15 protein-coding genes and 1 tRNA gene are annotated in these 15,421 nt (G+C 54.4%); 4 read left to right on the top strand and 12 right to left on the bottom strand.

Going from position 1 to position 15,421, the window contains the following annotated elements; all coding sequences use genetic code 11:
- The first annotated feature begins 112 nt into the window (after positions 1 to 112).
- Positions 113 to 188, top strand: a tRNA-Thr gene (locus AAAX31_RS02660).
- Between the two features lie 271 nt (positions 189 to 459).
- On the opposite strand, the gene AAAX31_RS02655 is transcribed toward AAAX31_RS02660, so the two are convergent.
- Positions 460 to 987 carry a hypothetical protein gene (locus AAAX31_RS02655; RefSeq protein WP_271807475.1) on the bottom strand — a complete coding sequence of 176 codons (528 nt, stop codon included), beginning with the start codon at positions 985 to 987 and terminating at the stop codon, positions 460 to 462.
- Positions 988 to 1,011: 24 nt separating this feature from the next.
- Complete coding sequence (locus AAAX31_RS02650) at positions 1,012 to 1,419, bottom strand: hypothetical protein (RefSeq protein ID WP_250787248.1); 408 nt, start codon at positions 1,417 to 1,419, stop codon at positions 1,012 to 1,014.
- Between the two features lie 296 nt (positions 1,420 to 1,715).
- On the opposite strand from AAAX31_RS02650, the gene AAAX31_RS02645 reads away from it, so the two are divergent.
- On the top strand, positions 1,716 to 1,964 hold the full coding sequence (locus tag AAAX31_RS02645; protein ID WP_349076095.1) for a hypothetical protein: 249 nt from the start codon (positions 1,716 to 1,718) through the stop codon (positions 1,962 to 1,964).
- Positions 1,965 to 2,000: 36 nt separating this feature from the next.
- Here AAAX31_RS02645 and AAAX31_RS02640 read toward each other — a convergent pair whose 3' ends face one another.
- The 4 genes from AAAX31_RS02640 to AAAX31_RS02625 all read right to left on the bottom strand — a co-directional run bounded on the left by AAAX31_RS02640 (position 2,001) and on the right by AAAX31_RS02625 (position 6,410).
- Entirely contained in the window at positions 2,001 to 3,638 is a 1,638-nt protein-coding gene (locus AAAX31_RS02640) for an ABC transporter ATP-binding protein (protein ID WP_349076093.1), read from the bottom strand.
- Between the two features lie 610 nt (positions 3,639 to 4,248).
- Complete coding sequence (locus tag AAAX31_RS02635; RefSeq protein WP_195404844.1) at positions 4,249 to 4,452, bottom strand: hypothetical protein; 204 nt, start codon at positions 4,450 to 4,452, stop codon at positions 4,249 to 4,251.
- The gene (locus AAAX31_RS02630; RefSeq protein WP_271807472.1) at positions 4,453 to 5,541 is read right to left on the bottom strand and encodes a radical SAM protein; all 1,089 of its coding nucleotides are present in this window, start codon (positions 5,539 to 5,541) and stop codon (positions 4,453 to 4,455) included. It lies immediately after the preceding gene.
- An 8-nt stretch (positions 5,542 to 5,549) separates the two neighbouring features.
- Complete coding sequence (locus AAAX31_RS02625; protein WP_195404846.1) at positions 5,550 to 6,410, bottom strand: PqqD family protein; 861 nt, start codon at positions 6,408 to 6,410, stop codon at positions 5,550 to 5,552.
- Between the two features lie 345 nt (positions 6,411 to 6,755).
- Here AAAX31_RS02625 and istB point away from each other — a divergent pair, with 345 nt between their 5' ends.
- Positions 6,756 to 7,550 (top strand): IS21-like element helper ATPase IstB, encoded by a 795-nt coding sequence (gene istB, locus AAAX31_RS02620; protein WP_349076092.1) that lies wholly within the window; start codon positions 6,756 to 6,758, stop codon positions 7,548 to 7,550.
- A gap of 496 nt (positions 7,551 to 8,046) precedes the next feature.
- On the opposite strand, the gene AAAX31_RS02615 is transcribed toward istB, so the two are convergent.
- The 5 genes from AAAX31_RS02615 to AAAX31_RS02595 form a co-directional block, all read right to left on the bottom strand.
- The gene (locus AAAX31_RS02615; RefSeq protein WP_225093920.1) at positions 8,047 to 8,982 is read right to left on the bottom strand and encodes a relaxase/mobilization nuclease domain-containing protein; all 936 of its coding nucleotides are present in this window, start codon (positions 8,980 to 8,982) and stop codon (positions 8,047 to 8,049) included.
- A 26-nt stretch (positions 8,983 to 9,008) separates the two neighbouring features.
- Positions 9,009 to 10,913: a type IV secretory system conjugative DNA transfer family protein gene (locus AAAX31_RS02610; protein WP_349076091.1), complete on the bottom strand. Its 1,905-nt coding sequence runs from the start codon at positions 10,911 to 10,913 to the stop codon at positions 9,009 to 9,011.
- 9 nt (positions 10,914 to 10,922) lie between these two features.
- Complete coding sequence (gene mobC / locus AAAX31_RS02605; RefSeq protein WP_349076090.1) at positions 10,923 to 11,261, bottom strand: plasmid mobilization relaxosome protein MobC; 339 nt, start codon at positions 11,259 to 11,261, stop codon at positions 10,923 to 10,925.
- A 325-nt stretch (positions 11,262 to 11,586) separates the two neighbouring features.
- Positions 11,587 to 12,453: a DnaB-like helicase C-terminal domain-containing protein gene (locus tag AAAX31_RS02600; RefSeq protein WP_225093923.1), complete on the bottom strand. Its 867-nt coding sequence runs from the start codon at positions 12,451 to 12,453 to the stop codon at positions 11,587 to 11,589.
- Positions 12,441 to 12,695, bottom strand: coding sequence for a helix-turn-helix domain-containing protein (locus tag AAAX31_RS02595; RefSeq protein WP_225093924.1), 255 nt, complete (start codon positions 12,693 to 12,695; stop codon positions 12,441 to 12,443). The genes AAAX31_RS02600 and AAAX31_RS02595 overlap by 13 nt, the downstream gene beginning before the upstream one ends.
- 292 nt (positions 12,696 to 12,987) lie before the next feature.
- On the opposite strand from AAAX31_RS02595, the gene AAAX31_RS02590 reads away from it, so the two are divergent.
- A complete protein-coding gene (locus AAAX31_RS02590) occupies positions 12,988 to 13,722 on the top strand; it encodes a hypothetical protein (RefSeq protein WP_225093925.1) in 735 nt (244 codons plus the stop codon).
- A 37-nt stretch (positions 13,723 to 13,759) separates the two neighbouring features.
- Here the strand turns inward: AAAX31_RS02590 and AAAX31_RS02585 are convergent, their stop codons facing one another.
- Positions 13,760 to 15,037, bottom strand: coding sequence for a tyrosine-type recombinase/integrase (locus AAAX31_RS02585; RefSeq protein WP_225093926.1), 1,278 nt, complete (start codon positions 15,035 to 15,037; stop codon positions 13,760 to 13,762).
- Between the last annotated feature and the right edge of the window lie 384 nt (positions 15,038 to 15,421).

Genomic DNA, 15,421 nt, shown 5'->3' with positions numbered 1-15,421 from the left:
CTCTAATATTAGTGCATTTAAAGTGAGAAAAGCCGTCAGAACCCTTGCGCGGATGTGCGATGTCCCGTATCATAGACAGCCGTTGACGCCTCAGTTGCGCCATCACATGACCGCCAGCGTAGCTCAGTTGGTAGAGCACCGCTCTCGTAAAGCGGGGGTCACCGGTTCGAGCCCGGTCGCTGGCTCCATTGCATTAGTGCAGCTCAGAAGCGTAATTGCTTCTGAGCTTTTTTGTTTTCGCGTCTCTTTCCTCCTTCTCCGAGGAGTGAAAAAGGGGTGAAAAACTTTTTTAACTGTTTTCCATAAATAGTTAGCATCATCCAACGTTCACATTAGATCGAACAACAATCCTGTTACGCATAGCCTAATTCCGCTGAGTATCAGAGAAGAACGTCCGGATTATATGCATCCAGCTTCGCTTCTCCAGTCGCCAGTGACTCCTCCAGCCGGTCAGCATATTCAACAATAGAGCCGTAGAATATGGGAGTAAAATCCGAACTTTTCGATAAAGAGGGGTTCCGCTACGTCAATCCTCTTCTTGGCAACCGCGGCCTCATCCTTTTCATAGTACCCAGTGCCAGGAATCCGCTCGTTTGCCTGCGGCAAGCACTTAAGCTGCCTACACAAGCGCGCCGACCCCTTTGAAAGACCCATAAAGGTGATAGCACCAGAGATTACGCCACCGACGCCCACAACAACCTTGCCAGCGGCATCCCCCACCGTCTGCTTTGTTATCTTGATACCCATGAAGCTCAAGAGCTTCTTCAGGATCGGATACCAACTGGTCTTGGTTAGCGACTGGCGAGCGACCTTTTTCGCGACCGCCTCTTGGGCGTTTTTGGCGATTACGGTTAGCATCGAATTCGCGCTGCCTACACCCATCATCACACCGAGCAACACTGCCATTTCGTAGAGAGTCTCGTCATCAACGTCGTCACATTCTTCAAAAAAGGTCTGCCAGCCATACAGGTATGCCAGTTTCTGCATAATCCTGAATGCGTGCACGTAGTATTACGTAATATCGGCAGGAATGGTGCCCACCATCGCGACACCTCCGGGAAGACCCGCTGCAAAGGAAAAGGCGGTTGACTTCTTTGCCTCATAATCAATTACTTCTCTAGCAATTCTATCGATCAGGCCCACATCGATTCCGGCGGTAACGGGGGTCGTTTCCACGGCAAACTCGCCGACATCTTTATGGACACCCTTCCTCCTCAGCTCCGAGCGGAGGAAATGGGGCCGATCAATTCTCACTCCCTTTAGCCGAGCAACTTTTTTCATAAAGTCAATCAAAAATCTCTGGGCCTCCGCCAACTGCTCATCGCTCTTGTCTTTTAACTCTGCAAAAGCCGAATCAACGAGAACAGCGACCCCAAGGCCCTCGCCCTCGTTTTTCTTTCCAAGCAGCCTGACGTCCATACGGCCTTCCAATCAATGCGCCGCGCGGGCTATCGCGTTCTGCGACAGGCCGGACGCACGGAGCCTGAGGGCCTCCCTGGCCCTTATCCTTCTCGCCATGCTGTACCTCCTTGGTCTCGGCTGCATGGACAGCCGGAACGTACCAGGGGGACGGTGCCGACGGGAATATCGGCGGTGCCGAACGGCAATATTCGGGATGTGAGCGGACGGTGTGTAAGCGCAATATCGCCGGTGTCAAAGAGGACAATTACTCAAACAGGTGAAGGAGGGCATCGAGGAGGATAAGGAGATTTACGGTGGCAATTAAGAAGCCAACTCGCCGCGTCATGCCCGTTGGAGAGGCGAGCATGACCCTCATGGGTAATCAAGACACACGAAACAAAGGGGATTCGACAAGTCGCAAGAAAGGGGAGTGCATCACCTTTTGGGTTACGGAAGAGCAGAAGCAAGAGATGAGCACCTACGCGGCGGAACACAACACCACGGTATCAAGGATCATCATCGAAGGCCTTGAGATACGCATGGGTATAGGGCAATCATTATAGCTTAGCCTTCTGCAATTGCTGCGACTCGATGCGGTCCTATCGATTTGCGCAACGGTGTGACGCGTTATCTAGACTGACGATCGTTTCCGCTGCATTTGCCAGCTCATTATCATGTGAAACAATGATAATGAGCTGTTTCAATTTGTTGTTTCTGACATACGAAGCGAGTTCGGCTCGGCTTGTTTCATCCAATCCAGTTGTAGGCTCATCGAGCACCAAGACTGATGGATTACGGGAAATTGCCGACCACAAGTATACACGGCGCAGCTCACCACCCGAAAGTTCAGGACAACGTTTCTCAAGCAAGCCCTCTATGCTGGTTGTCAACGACGGTAGCTCATTCATATGCTGGTGCTTTGTAAAAAATGGGGTGTTGAAATAATCCAACAGGTCCCGAACCGTCTCATCTGGAGCGAAGCACGGTTGGGGGCAGCACGATATCGTGTCTGAACGTATGTAATCCAAATTGCATTTTTCAATCGGCATGTCGTTGTATGTTACTTTGCCTGCCGATGGATACAGCCCAAGGAGCAGGTAAAGGAGCGACGTTTTTCCTCTTCCATTTTCTCCGGTTATGCAGTATGTTCCAGGGCCGGAGAAATCGAAGGAAAATCCGTCAAGAACCTTTCGGGGAGATCCGTCTGGAAGGGGTACCGTAAAATCCAACTTGGAAACAGAAATGCGATTTATTGTGTCAATCTTGACTAAACCTGTCTGATCTTGCTCTGGTTCCGGTCCTACCTTTCCCATGGCGCTCATCCTGTCCCACGAAGCCTTGGCATCCTGATAGGACTTGAACAGGTTCATCGTGTTTTTCAAGGTTTTAAATTGGACGGCAAAATATGCACCGACGATGGTGTATTCGCCTATCGTCATGGTTCCATTGATGATTCGCACTCCGGATACGATGAGTATTATCGCTTGAAACACGGCAGCAAAAAGGCTGTCAATCGATGTTAGTGAGAATGAGAGCTTTCCCGAGTGCAAGACCTTTGGAAAATACTTTTCAAATCCGGTGTCAAGTGCTAGCTCGCTTTTATTGTATGAAGACGTTAACTGAATGTTGAGAATCTGATTCAACTGCGATGCTATTACGGCATAGAAAGCGCTATCTGCCTCCTTCTTCTCGTACATGACTTTATATAGAAGCTTTCGCAATCCGGTAATAACGAAGAGATATGCCACAAGAAGGAGGATGGAGAATAGTGCGAGGAGTGGATCAACCGACCATATGACGAGCAACACGAAAGGAATGGCGACAACAGACAGGGGAGCGCTGATAAAGTTTGTTAGAACGAAAGAAGAAACAACACCTGAGTCAGTGAAAATCCTTTGCGTCGTATAGGCTGAGTCGGTTGTTCGGTTCGTCAGAAAATTAACTCGCTCAAAGCGCAAGACGGTTTCCCTGAGTAGGTCAAAAGAAAGCTTTGTGGATATACGGATAGATAACGTTCCTGCAAAATATGAAAATAAGGCAGAAAAGACCCCTATTGAAGCTACGAAGAGCGCAAAAAGCACAGCATCCTTCTCGCTGCGATTGGCAAGAAGGAAATCTAAGAACTTTCCGTTCACATATGGTGCGGCATAGGAAAGGGCGATTCCAATCGTCGTGATGGCAATGAACGTGAAAGCACCCTTTGTTTTACTAAACTTCGATAAGACGTACCGAATCAAGAATGGCCCCAATCTATCAGGTATGAAATACCAACTGATGACACCTTACACCGCGGTTCGGTGGAAACGAAGCGGCGACTAATCGGCACGAGCGCTTCCATAGAGAGTCTTTGCGAGCTGGATCCTCATAGAAACGGGAATTTTATGTTCGATCAATAGGCCGCGCACGGCAGTCGGACGGCTGAAAAATAAAACAGCCGTCCGACTAAAGCTGTAAATTTTTTCATTGTTTGTTGGGCATGCGCCTGAAGTTTCATGCAATAGGAAATCCATTATGACCATGGTCGAAATGTGAACACTACGATCGTTAGCAAGGAGACGCCAAGACCGGCAAAGATTATGATGAGCGGCAGAATGAAAGCCGCCGATGCCGATAATGGGATTTGGGACGCAAAGGCAATGATGCCCGCGAGAACGAGACCGGCTCCCGTCAACGCTATTCCGAGTCCGACCAATCTGGCAACAAGAGGAATCTTCTCGCTTGGAATATGAGCGATATGGTAACTGTGAATCAGGCCGGGATTGCCGGTCTTTACCATTAACACCCCGACAACGAGAAAGCAGATTCCTCCTACCATGCCGCCAATGGATGATCTTAGCGCTTCAGGACTCATTGCTCGTCTTGGCCACCTTGCTCGCTGAGGGGAAGTGCTGCGGCAAAAGTGATGAGGACCAGTTCATAGGCTCCAACTGCGGTGACTCCGACCGCCACATTTGCTCCCCACACGATGTAATACATGTCGAACCAAGTTTCCGTTCCAAGAGTCGATGCTCTGGTCGGATTCATGTTGTCTACTACGGGCTTCTCGTACATTTAACCCAACATCTCCTTCAACGATGAGTTCAACAGTTCATCCGCGGTATCATCAATCAGGTCAACGTGTAGATCACCTCCCATATCTATATCGCAAATTGTGTCGGACATACGCTCCATGTCGTCAATGGTCCACATGTGGTTACAGAGGTCTTGAACCAGTTTTGTGGACCAAATTGAGCTAAGTCCGTTGTTCCAGTAATCCTCAAGAGGGTGGTTTCTGATGTTGCCAACCACTAACGGGATATACGGAGAAACGACGATGTCGCCGTTTGCGTGCACTGAAACCTGATCTAATAGATATCGGTTATCAGAGAAGCGAATTAGATGGTCGACGGGGTCGCCCCATTGCGGTCGGACATTCGGGTGCTTCCGAAGGAAGTCGTCCTCTTGAATGGCGTGAATCAACGTACGGTATTGGGAATAGTCCGGTCTAATAAATGTGTTCTTTCGCGCACGGCCCAAAACCATGAGGGGTTGGACACGTAGTTCGATAAAGTCACCCGGCGTCCTCTTCGGCCTGTTAGATTTGGTGAAAATCTCATCTAATAGTGAGATGACATCGGGAAACTGTTCGGTGTTGAACGACGTGGGCGTAAATGCGATAGCAAGGTGCAAATCGGAATGGTTGAGTACGGTGGCAACTGCTTCTTCGACGATTTCGAAGGCTCCCTCATGTCCCCTCAGCCTATCGTGAGCTGACCCAATGCCGTCTAGGCTAAATTGGATGCTTTTGAGTCCGGAATCTTCTAAATCTCGGAGAAGGGATTCCGTGAGGAGAAGCCCGTTGGTTACCAGGCTCGCTGCAACATTCCCATCTCGCAATATGGGAAGGCAGCGCAAGATATCTTTACTGCGCAACAAGGTTTCTCCTCCACAGAAACACATGCTGTAAAGCGACATGTCTGCCATTTCCTTTGCGAAAACAAAAAGTTCATCTGAGGTCAACTCGTCGTGCATGACCTCATTCTCGCCGCTGCTGTTATAGCAGTGCAGACATCTCAAGTTGCACTTGTTTGTTATGTCAAGGGCGACGTGATGTGGCGCTCTGAGAACGTTGGTGTACTTGTTTTCCGAAACTCGTCCCATGGTTCCTCTTAACAGACTTCTGAAAAACAGTATACATTCATGCAGTCGCCGTCGCTGCACTCACCTGGAAAAGTGCCAGCGCAAGTGAATTCTGGCTCATTGATAAGATTTCGAATTCCTTCGTTTGATGCAATTTCCTTGCTGGTTAGGTTCAGGTGGAAAAAATTGGGAACATCGCAAAATTCTTGACGATAGAAGCTGGCCGCAGCGGCAATACATTGAACGGCGATGCTTGCGGGGCACAAAAGAAGACAGATGTCTGCGTATCTGAGTAAGGGATTGCTGGAGGGGGCGAGGCCGAGTAGACCGGTTGGTCTCCCTGACTCATATACAATGAAAAATTCCTTGCTCAGATTGAACAATCCGTTTCGCACCTCTAGCGGTCGTTCATACTGCTCGACGGAAAGAGGCCAACCGTAGACAATTGTGGGACTTTCTGGTTCTGATGAGCTCGCCTGGCTTGCCAGGGAGCAAATCAGGCGAATATCGTTTTCTTGGGCAAGCCGTATATGGGTCCCATTGTCCACGCAAATCTCATCGGCAATGGGTGTGCCATTTTCGGTCGGAGTTTTGACCCATCCTATTAGTCTCGATACGCTGAAACCTCTCATTGCCGAGGCTAAGTCAGATTTGAGCATGTCCGGATTGGCGTCTGGAAACTTGTCGCACATCCGATTAAGGATTGTTTCGACGGTGTTTTTACCATCGCACAGAGAGACGATGTAGCTCCCGCTTCCGTTCAACATGATATAGTTCAGCTCATCGCGTCCGGTTAGAACAGAGCGGTACCCGTTCTTTTCCTCTCTTGAGTATGGGAGAGAAATCGATTTCGGGATAAATCCCCTTATTTCGTCAAAGCTCCATTCCATAATTAATCCCTCCTTGTGTCTGTTTGAATATGAGCCGATTTTAGGCTCTTCGGTAGTTTCTGTGGGCGAGACATCAATTTTTCCGCAGGTGGATGCAAAAAAGTTCCGCATATAAGGGAAACGGCCCCGAGAGGGGGCCGTTTCCGCGCCGGGCAGGGTAGGATTTCGCTTGCTACATCAACCTACCGGAAAGGCCCTGACGCATGAACAGGATACTAAGCCGCGCGCTCGCGCTGGTCCACACCGTGATCGAGTACGCCAGCATCGACGGCGGCAGGATAATCGTCGGCGTCAGGCCGTGGACGAGTTTCGGGCTGCGGTGCCCCGTCTGCGGGAGGGCAGCGAATGCTACGACAGGTCGCCAAGGCCGCGGCTGTGGCGCGCGATGGACCTGGCGAGGTCGACCTCTCCGCGCTCGGGCTGCACGAGATGGCGGCGTCCCTGCCCGACTACGTGAGGATGGTCGCCGCGGGCGAGCGGGGCTTCGCCTCCGCCTTCGAGGAGATGACGCGCGTCGAGGTCGCCGCCCGGGAGGTCAGGATCACCAACCAGCGCATTCGGTCGTCGGGGTTCCCCTACGTCAAGGGGCTGGCGGACTTCGACTGGGACTTCCGGCCGTCGGTCCCTCGCGCCGAGATCGAGGAGCTCGCGACCCTCAGGTTCGTGGAGCGGGCCGAGAACGTCCTGTTCGTGGGAAGCCCCGGCGTGGGCAAGACGCATCTCGCCGTCGCGCTGGGCATCGAGGCAGTCAGGGCGGGGCGCGAGGTCAGGTTCGTGGACTGCGCCCGGCTCGTCGAGGACCTTGAGGACGCCTCGTCGCGCGGCATCCTCAAGAAGAGGCTCAAGTACTACGCCCACTCGAGGCTGCTGATCATCGACGAGCTCGGCTACCTCGACGTCGGCAGCGTGGGCGCGGACCTGTTGTTCCAGCTGATATTGACGCGCTACGAGCAGCGCTCGACGATCATCACCGCCGACGTGGGGATCGGCGGCTGGGGCAGGGTGTTCGGGGACGACGTGGCGGCGAGCGCGATCGCGGACAGGGTGTGCCACCACTGCCACCACTGCCACCTGGTCAAGATAGCCGGCAGGTCCTACAGGCTGAAGGACCTGCCGAGGGACGGACCCGTCAAGGCGTGACCGGAATCGGTGAAAATACGTTAGCGCAAGCGGTGAAGCCGCCTTTGCGCGAACGGCGCGTTTGATTAGTGAAACTGGTGAAAATTAGATTGACGCTAACAGGGGCGTGCCCGTCGCGGCGTTTCACGGGGATGTCTCGCGCCATCCCCGGACCCCTTCGCGCCAAAGGGACGAGTCCCCTTGGAACCCCGGGCCGCCGCCGGCGGGCCGTGAACGGCGGGACAATCACTCGGCTTCAACTCGCGATCGCCCCGCCGGCTCTCGCTCCGGCTCCGTTCGATGGCTCCCCTGGGTCGCCATCACTGCGCCTCCGCTCACCTGTCCCGTTGCACTCCGGTCGATTCGGCCTACGCTTCTCGGGGCATGCAAGATATGTATTCCGTGCAACGGAATATCTTGCCCGGCCGAAGCCGGGATGTGCGAACCGCTCCAAAGTCGCTCCCGCAGAACCGTGCAACAGGCTTACCGGCTGTTGCACGGACCTCAGATATGAAAGTCAGTCCCGGCCTCTTTCGTCATCCACACCCTCGCGAGCCAGCTCCCACGCGGCCCGTATGGCAAGGTCGATTCCCCTTGCCGTGAACCTCATAATCCGCCCGGTCGAGCGGTTGACGGCGTAGCCGAGCCTCGCGCCGTTGATCTTCCTCGTCTTGCCGAGGGACTCCGAGTGATAGCGGTATTGCAGCGCCCCCCGCTTGGATCGGGCGATCTCGATCCCATCCGATTCCAACCGCCTTGCAAACTCTCCGAAGCGGTCGGGGCAGCTCTTGAGCCTCCCGACCTCCTCTGCCCTCTGGGCGACAATCGCTCGGACCCTTGCGTTCTCGGATTTGTCGGATCTCCCCTTCTTTGCCATCTCGCGCTCCTCGCGACCGGGCTGGCGCGCGTGCACCTTCGAGTTCGAGAGGCCCCTTTCGAGCTGGCTCAGGCCGTACTTCGTATCGAGCTCCTTCACCGTTCTCACGCGGGATTTCGCCGCCGCCCTCGCCGGCCCGTCGTTCAGACGCCGCCCAGTCTCGAGGTCCGTCCTATTGATGGCGAGGTGAGCGGCGAATCGGGCCGATCCATCCGACCTGCACCTCTCCTCATGCAGCACAATCACGATCTCCTGGTTGGGATAGCGCTTGGCGATGTAGTCCCTCGCGTACTCCATGCAACGCGAGGGCGTCATCGGCCCGCCGTTGCAGGAGCACTCGTCCGGGTTGAAGCCGATCACCTGATGCTGCATGTACGTGCACCTTGCGCCCTGCTTCCCGGGCCGGTTGTGCCCGGCCGCCTCCCGGGTGGCGTCCATTTCCTCGAACCATCGATCCTCATCGATGATGTGCTGGGTATCGTGGTCCAGGACTTTCTCCCTGTCCCAATCGAAATACCGCTTGAGGTTTTGGAGGTGCTCCCCGCTCATGACGCTCGCCTGCTTGATTGCGGTCATTTTCCAACTCCCTTCAAAAACCGCCGTCAGTCGACGAAGAGGCCGGACCATCCGTCGGCAACAGGCGGCTCCGCGGCCTCTTCCTCGAATTCGGGAGTCCAGAGATCGACGCCGTCCTCACGACCCATTTGCCTTGATATCAGCCTGGCCTGGTATTCCATCCTCTTGGCCGCCTCGTGCTCGCGCGTCCCCAGATCGAAGTGCTCCTTCGTCGGCATCCGCGTGCAATCGCAGACAGGGGCCCGGAAGCACCCCGCATGTTCCCTGCCCACGCCGTTCTCCGCGGTCTTCACCACGATGACGCCGTCCTTGTCGGGGGACATCTCCGTCCACTCCCAAGGATGAATCAGGTCGTCGGCGTGCTCGCTGTAGGATGTCGACCCCGTACCGCCCGAAGGCCCCCTGCTCGAGCTGGTTCCCATGGTGTGCCGCGTCGTCTTCCCGACTAGCTCGGTGAAATACTGGCGGTCCTCGGCCTCGCCCAGTTTCATGGCGACCTTGACGCCGCAGTTTGCCAGGATCTTCTTCCGTCCGTCGCGCTCGCCGTACTTGTTCAGCTGAGAGATGTTCTGGACTGCGCCCATCCAGAACAGGTCGTACGAGCGCCCAAGGCTGAGAAGGCTAGGCAGGCACTCGACCTTCGGCAGGTTCCCCCATTCGTCGCCGAGGATGGACACCGGCCGCGGCAGCTTTCCACCAGCTGCGTCCGCGATGGAATACACGGCAGCGTAGAGCTGCTCGAACAGGACCGCCGCGATCGCGTTGTAGGGGGAGCCCTCGTCCATCACGTGGAGGAACAGCGCGGTCTTCTCGCTCAGGATTCTACTCGGATCGATATCATCGCCCGAGACCATTCGTGCAATCGGCGCCGAAGCGTAGATCCTCAGGTTGACCTTTAGCGTGGAAACGATGCTCCTCAGCTCGTTGCCGCCGCTCGAGATGAACTGTGAGGCACGCGAGCGGGCCGGATGCCCCTGCGGCAGGGAACGGAACAGGCCCTTCAGCGGCTCACACGGATCCTCGCCGGCCCCCTCCGTCCCCAGGCACATGATGTGGTAGACCGTCGCGAGGTGCTTGCAGCCCCGCGGGCAGCCCTCGTCCAGCACGACCAGAAGGATCGTCGCGGCGAGCAGCGACCGCGCGGATTCCGTCCAGTGGCTCGCCTTCGCATCGCCCTCCCCGGCGATGAGCGTACGGGCGACGGCATCCGCGGCCTGCTCAGCCCCCGGCAGATTCCCCCCGTTCGCGAGCCTATCGACCATTTCCAGTGGATTGAACGTGTCGCTCTTCTCGGGATGCTGGGCGTCCAGCAGAAGCACCCGGCACCCGCGACGCTCCAGCTCGTCGCCCGTCAACTCGATGAGCTCACTCTTCACATCGGACACGATAATGGTCTGCGGCCTCGATTCCCCGTCATCCGCCCCATACGTCAGCAGATCAATTGTCGGGATCAGCAGCGATCTTGATTTTCCGGCACCCGTTGAGCCGTCGAGGAACATGTGCCGCCTCGGTTCGAACAGATACTTGGAGCCGAACAGCGTCTTCTCAAACCCGTACACGAATCCTCTGCTTTTCGGCTGTCCGTGCCCGTCCCAAATCTCCGAGCCCCGGATGGTCTCCGGCCCCGTTTTCACCCGCGCCTCCCCAAGTACACCTCCGTCGGCGGCTCGCTCCTTCGAGGAAGCCGATAGCTGCATGAGCACGAATACCGACAGGAACAGCGCGAACGAGGCGAGACAGCCAGGGACGCAATGAGGCCCCACGTTAATCCACCACCAAATGGTGTTATCCACGCTCAGGGTGAATCCGATCGAGCTCAGCTCGATTGGAAATCCGAGGATCATGCAATCGAGGGGAATGGCGATAAGTGGCGCAAACCCCGCGGTAAGCAGCGCTGCGAAAACCAGCGCCATGACCACCTTCTCCTTCACGAGAACCACCTACTCTCTCGCACGGGCGAGTAGGTCGTTGACCCAGCCCACCGCCGTCGAGACGATTGATGTCGCCCGGTTGAGATTATTGAGGACGACCGGATCGGACCCGTAGGTGTTGAGGGCGCGGACCGCCTGGTTGAGGTTCGTGCCGATCTTCTTCAACTCAGTCCTGATACCGGCAAGTTCCCCCGCGTCGGCGACCCTGACCGGCTTCTCGCCGCAGAGCAGGGCGGCATCGCGCATGAAGGAGGACGCCGGCATGTTCATGGCCGCCGCCCTCTCCTCGATAGCCTTACGCTGCGACTCACTCATCCGTACGTTGATATGCGTATTCATGGAAGTCATAACCATCCAATCCGAGCGGGGCCGACGCATCGGCCCCGCCCCTTTTATTAAGTTGAAATTGTTTGGAGCATCTGACCGATGCGCCCAATCCTCACCCTCGCCCAGACATCGAAGGGGACTCCCGGCAAGCTGCCGAGATATATACGGTATGGTCGCCATTGTTCTCTATAGATATCGAGAGCATCGAGCAGGCGCTTCCATTCCCAAATGAGCTCATCGGCCGAGAGCAGAGGAAGATCCCTGTTCTCGGCGCGCGCGAGCTCATCGGACGACAAGCATGGATTGGGAGCCCGGTATCCACCAATGTAGGGTCCGGGCTCCATAATTAGCCGATTTCGGTAAACATCGCTGCTGGTGCGTTGAACTCAAACTCGACAATACCGCAGGAACCGTAACGGTTCTTTGTGATTGAAGCAATGACGGGCCGTTTTTTAAGCAACATATTGGCATTACGCTCTTCGGGCTTATCGCCCTTAATAGAAAGCGACATAACGAGATCTGCCGAATACTCGAACATGTTGCACCCGCCTATCGCCTGAAGCCCGGTGGTCTGCTTGTCGTAATTAACGCGGTTAATTGATGAGATAGCGAAGAGCGGACAATGGGCCTCATCCACGATTCGGCGGAGCTCGGAAGCGACGAGCTTGAGACCGATACGCTCGTCGGCAATGCGCAGTTCCTGCGGCAAAGAGACGATTTGCGCGTAATCAACAATAACCAGTGGCGGTTCGCCATGTTTATCGGCAACCTCTTCGATTGCCTTTCGCATCCCGGCATATTTAATTTCACCAGGAATGATATACATTCGCTCGGCGATGCTGCGGGCGTAAATGTCGAGAACCTTCTCGAAGAGCCCGCGTTTGTCCTCAGACATGCCATCGCCGTTCATATCATCGTGCGTGAGCTCGCCGCCCGAGATGCGGGTGAGGCTCTTCGCGAGCATGCTGTCTCGCCCGAGCTCGCCCTCAAAGATGACCACCGGATGGCCAGCAATGGCCCATCCGTCGGCGATTTGCTGCATAAACGTTGTTTTACCCGTACCGGGTCCGCCGGGGACGATGCACAGGTATTGACGAAGACCTCCGAGGATAGTATCCAGCGCACCGTGTTCGATATGCCCAAGCGGCCTATTCTTTAAGATACGCAAGGCGGTCTCGTCGAGGCCGACGCTCATGGGATTTAAAGCCGGCACGGTTCGCTCGCCTCCAATTCATGGAGGTATGCAAAGAAGCTCGATTCAAGGATGTAAATGCGGCGGTGCAACGCAATCGCGCGCCCGCTCTCCTTCATCATCTTCGAGGCCGTAACCGGACTCAAGCCGGTTATCTTGCACACTTCAGCGATGCCAAGAAGGCGCTCGTGGCCCAAGTTGGAATCAGAAGAAACCGCAGTTGATGCTTGTACGGCAGCGTACGGTTCAGGCTCTACAATCATGGTAGAATCCTTTCAGGCTAGCTCGCCCCTCCCCCTTCGTCGCCAAACTTAGATAGGGAAGGGCGGGCGGCTTTTTAATCAATGACCGAAAATAAAATAACTCCTTTCAAACAAGCTGGTCAGGCGCTTACTGTTTATATTGTAACACTGTCTGTTGCACAATCATATCTAGTTACAGTTCTAATTTCTAATTCACTTTCTGACTGTATAGACTTTATTGTCTGACTGATTTAATATATATACAACGATGATTGGAGTGGTTATGGGACGTTTACCATTATCCGGAAGTAAGATGCGGAAAATTAAGTTCGGAACAACTGTTCAGGCGACGACCCCGGAGAAAATCGAAGAGCTACGCCTCAAGAACCCCGAATCAGTCAGAAGCACCGGCGAGGCTATCGACTATCTATGCAACCTGCTCACGGGGTTGCAGCCGAGGGTCGCCAGGGCCCTCGATGAGGCGTGCCTCAGGGAAGCTCGGCAAATCACCAATGAAATGAAGGCCCTTCCCGTTGACGGATCAGAAGAAATGAGTTTTAGTCAATTGGAACTTTATCGAGAGCAATTCCAGAGGCTCCACGACCATTTCTCTTTATATTGCGAGAAAGAGGAGAGGCCCCAGGGAATGAGACGGGTCGATCTCCTCGGCGGCGATTACGCTGTCCTCCCCTCCTCTTGGACTTTATTGGAAACAGAGGAATGCGCGAAGTCTTGCAGCCAGGTCGGAATTATCGAAATTCGCGGCGGCGCAAAATACGATGCGCCTCATTTTGCCTTCTTCCATAACGGAGAGTACAGTCAAAAGGACAAATTGCAGCGCGCAACCAAACTCTGGCCCCGCATGACCGACGTGATGCGCGACGAGGTCAAACTGGTCACAGATGATGAGGGACATTACCTAAATATGGACGAGCACCTAGCCGCCCCCATCATTTGTTATTTCAACCTTCTAGATGCCAGCTACTATCAGTCTATGGAGCTGGAGCCGCCATATGGCGCAATGATCTACCGAAACAATGTCGCTTAAAAAAGAGGCCCCTTTGGGGCCTCTTTTTTAGCCCTTTTTAGCCCTTCAGCAGATCATCCAGCACTGATGCTGCCTTCTGGTCATTTGCCTCGATAAAGTGGCTATAGATAGACAGCGTCGTCGATGGGCTAGCATGGCCCAAACGCGCCTGGATCGTCTTAATGTCCGCATTGGCACCAACGAGCAAAGTCGCTTGCGTATGTCTAAGCTCATGAGGCTTCAGCCCGCTATAACCCGTATAGCGGGTACGTTTGACGCCGTCACTCCCAATGACTTCCCTGCTCTCCTTAAAAGTACCGAAGCCGTTTTTCGCCGCAAACAGCCTAAACGCCCTTGAATAGTTATGTCCATCCATCCGGGTCACAAGAGCCCGTTTGCCGTTGGCGGCGTCAACGATCCCAATGGAATGGACAATGGGCGTTTCTCCAGTCTGCCCCACTGCAAAGGAATCGAACTCACTCCGCTGAATGGCTTTCCACCTGTCCAGATAGTCGGCAAGTTCATTTCCAACCGAAATCTTACGCCTGCTCATCTTTGATTTAGGCGGCCTCAATGTCCTGTCGTTCGTATATTGCTTTACTATCCTCAGAGTCTTGGCGTCGGGGTCATAATCCTCCCATGAGAGACCAAGGGCCTCCCCCTTCCTCAAACCGCAGAGAAGTAGAAGCATTGTGCATGTGATAAAGGAAGATGGCTTCTCCTCCAAAAGGACCGCAAGAAGCCTTGCCGCCTCATCGGCGCTCAGCGCCTTACGAGCCTCGACATTCTGCTTGGGCAGTTTCACTCCCCTACAAGGGTTTTTGCCCACGAGGTCGTTATCGACGGCATCCTCCATTACCTGTTTGAGCTTGATGTGGATGCGGCGAATTTCACTTTCGCTGAATCGGCCTTCTTTTCTAGCCTTGGCATAAGCAGTGCGAACGTCATCCGATTTAAGCCGAGTGAGATCGGGATTGCCGAACAGCTCGCGTATGTGACGAATGTCCAAACCTTCACGCTCATAAGCAAGAGGTGATCCCATGGTCGACTCCCTGTTCGCGTGAAACCTGTCCGCATAATCTGATAGGCCCAGAGGACCATTGCCACGGTTGGAAGCGCCCTCAAGTTCAGCTCTATAGGCCTCCAGCGCCTTGGCGACTTCACTCGGCCAGTTTTTCGGGTTCTTGCTTCTGCAGTGAACCCTGCGTGACGGACTACGGCGGTACCGTCCTGTCTCCGGATCTTTTCCCAGGGAAAAATAAATCCGATAGACGCCTTTGCTCTTATCGATGCATTCCGATGTGCCGCGAGCGGTCTTTTTTATCAATCCCTGCAATCATATCCCTCGTTAGATTTTCGATTAGGCTTGCTGGCAAAGCCTTTAAAGCTTTGCCAGCAAGCCTAATCGAAACTTTTCACACTTTCAAGTCTCTCTAAGTGTGAAAATAGTGGGAAATATGATTCTAATAGCTAGCTCAATAATTGTTAATTACCTATTTCTACCTGCGCTTCCTTTTAATTCAGTGAAATTGGCCTCATCTCGTCAAATGCCGAATTCACGTACTCGTAAAGCGGGGGTCACCGGTTCGAGCCCGGTCGCTGGCTCCATTGCTCAAGATAGCCGCCTTCGGGCGGCTTTTTTGTTGCCGATTTTGAGTGCGTGCGCGCCAATCCAAGCATCGCCACGTCAACAGCGGCCCACTCGGTGGACTTCGGGTTT

Source organism: Collinsella sp. CLA-ER-H5, assembly GCF_040092375.1.
GTDB lineage: Bacteria > Actinomycetota > Coriobacteriia > Coriobacteriales > Coriobacteriaceae > Collinsella.
Note: the sequence above shows the minus strand (reverse complement) of the source record. Positions and strands in the feature narration are given on the sequence as shown.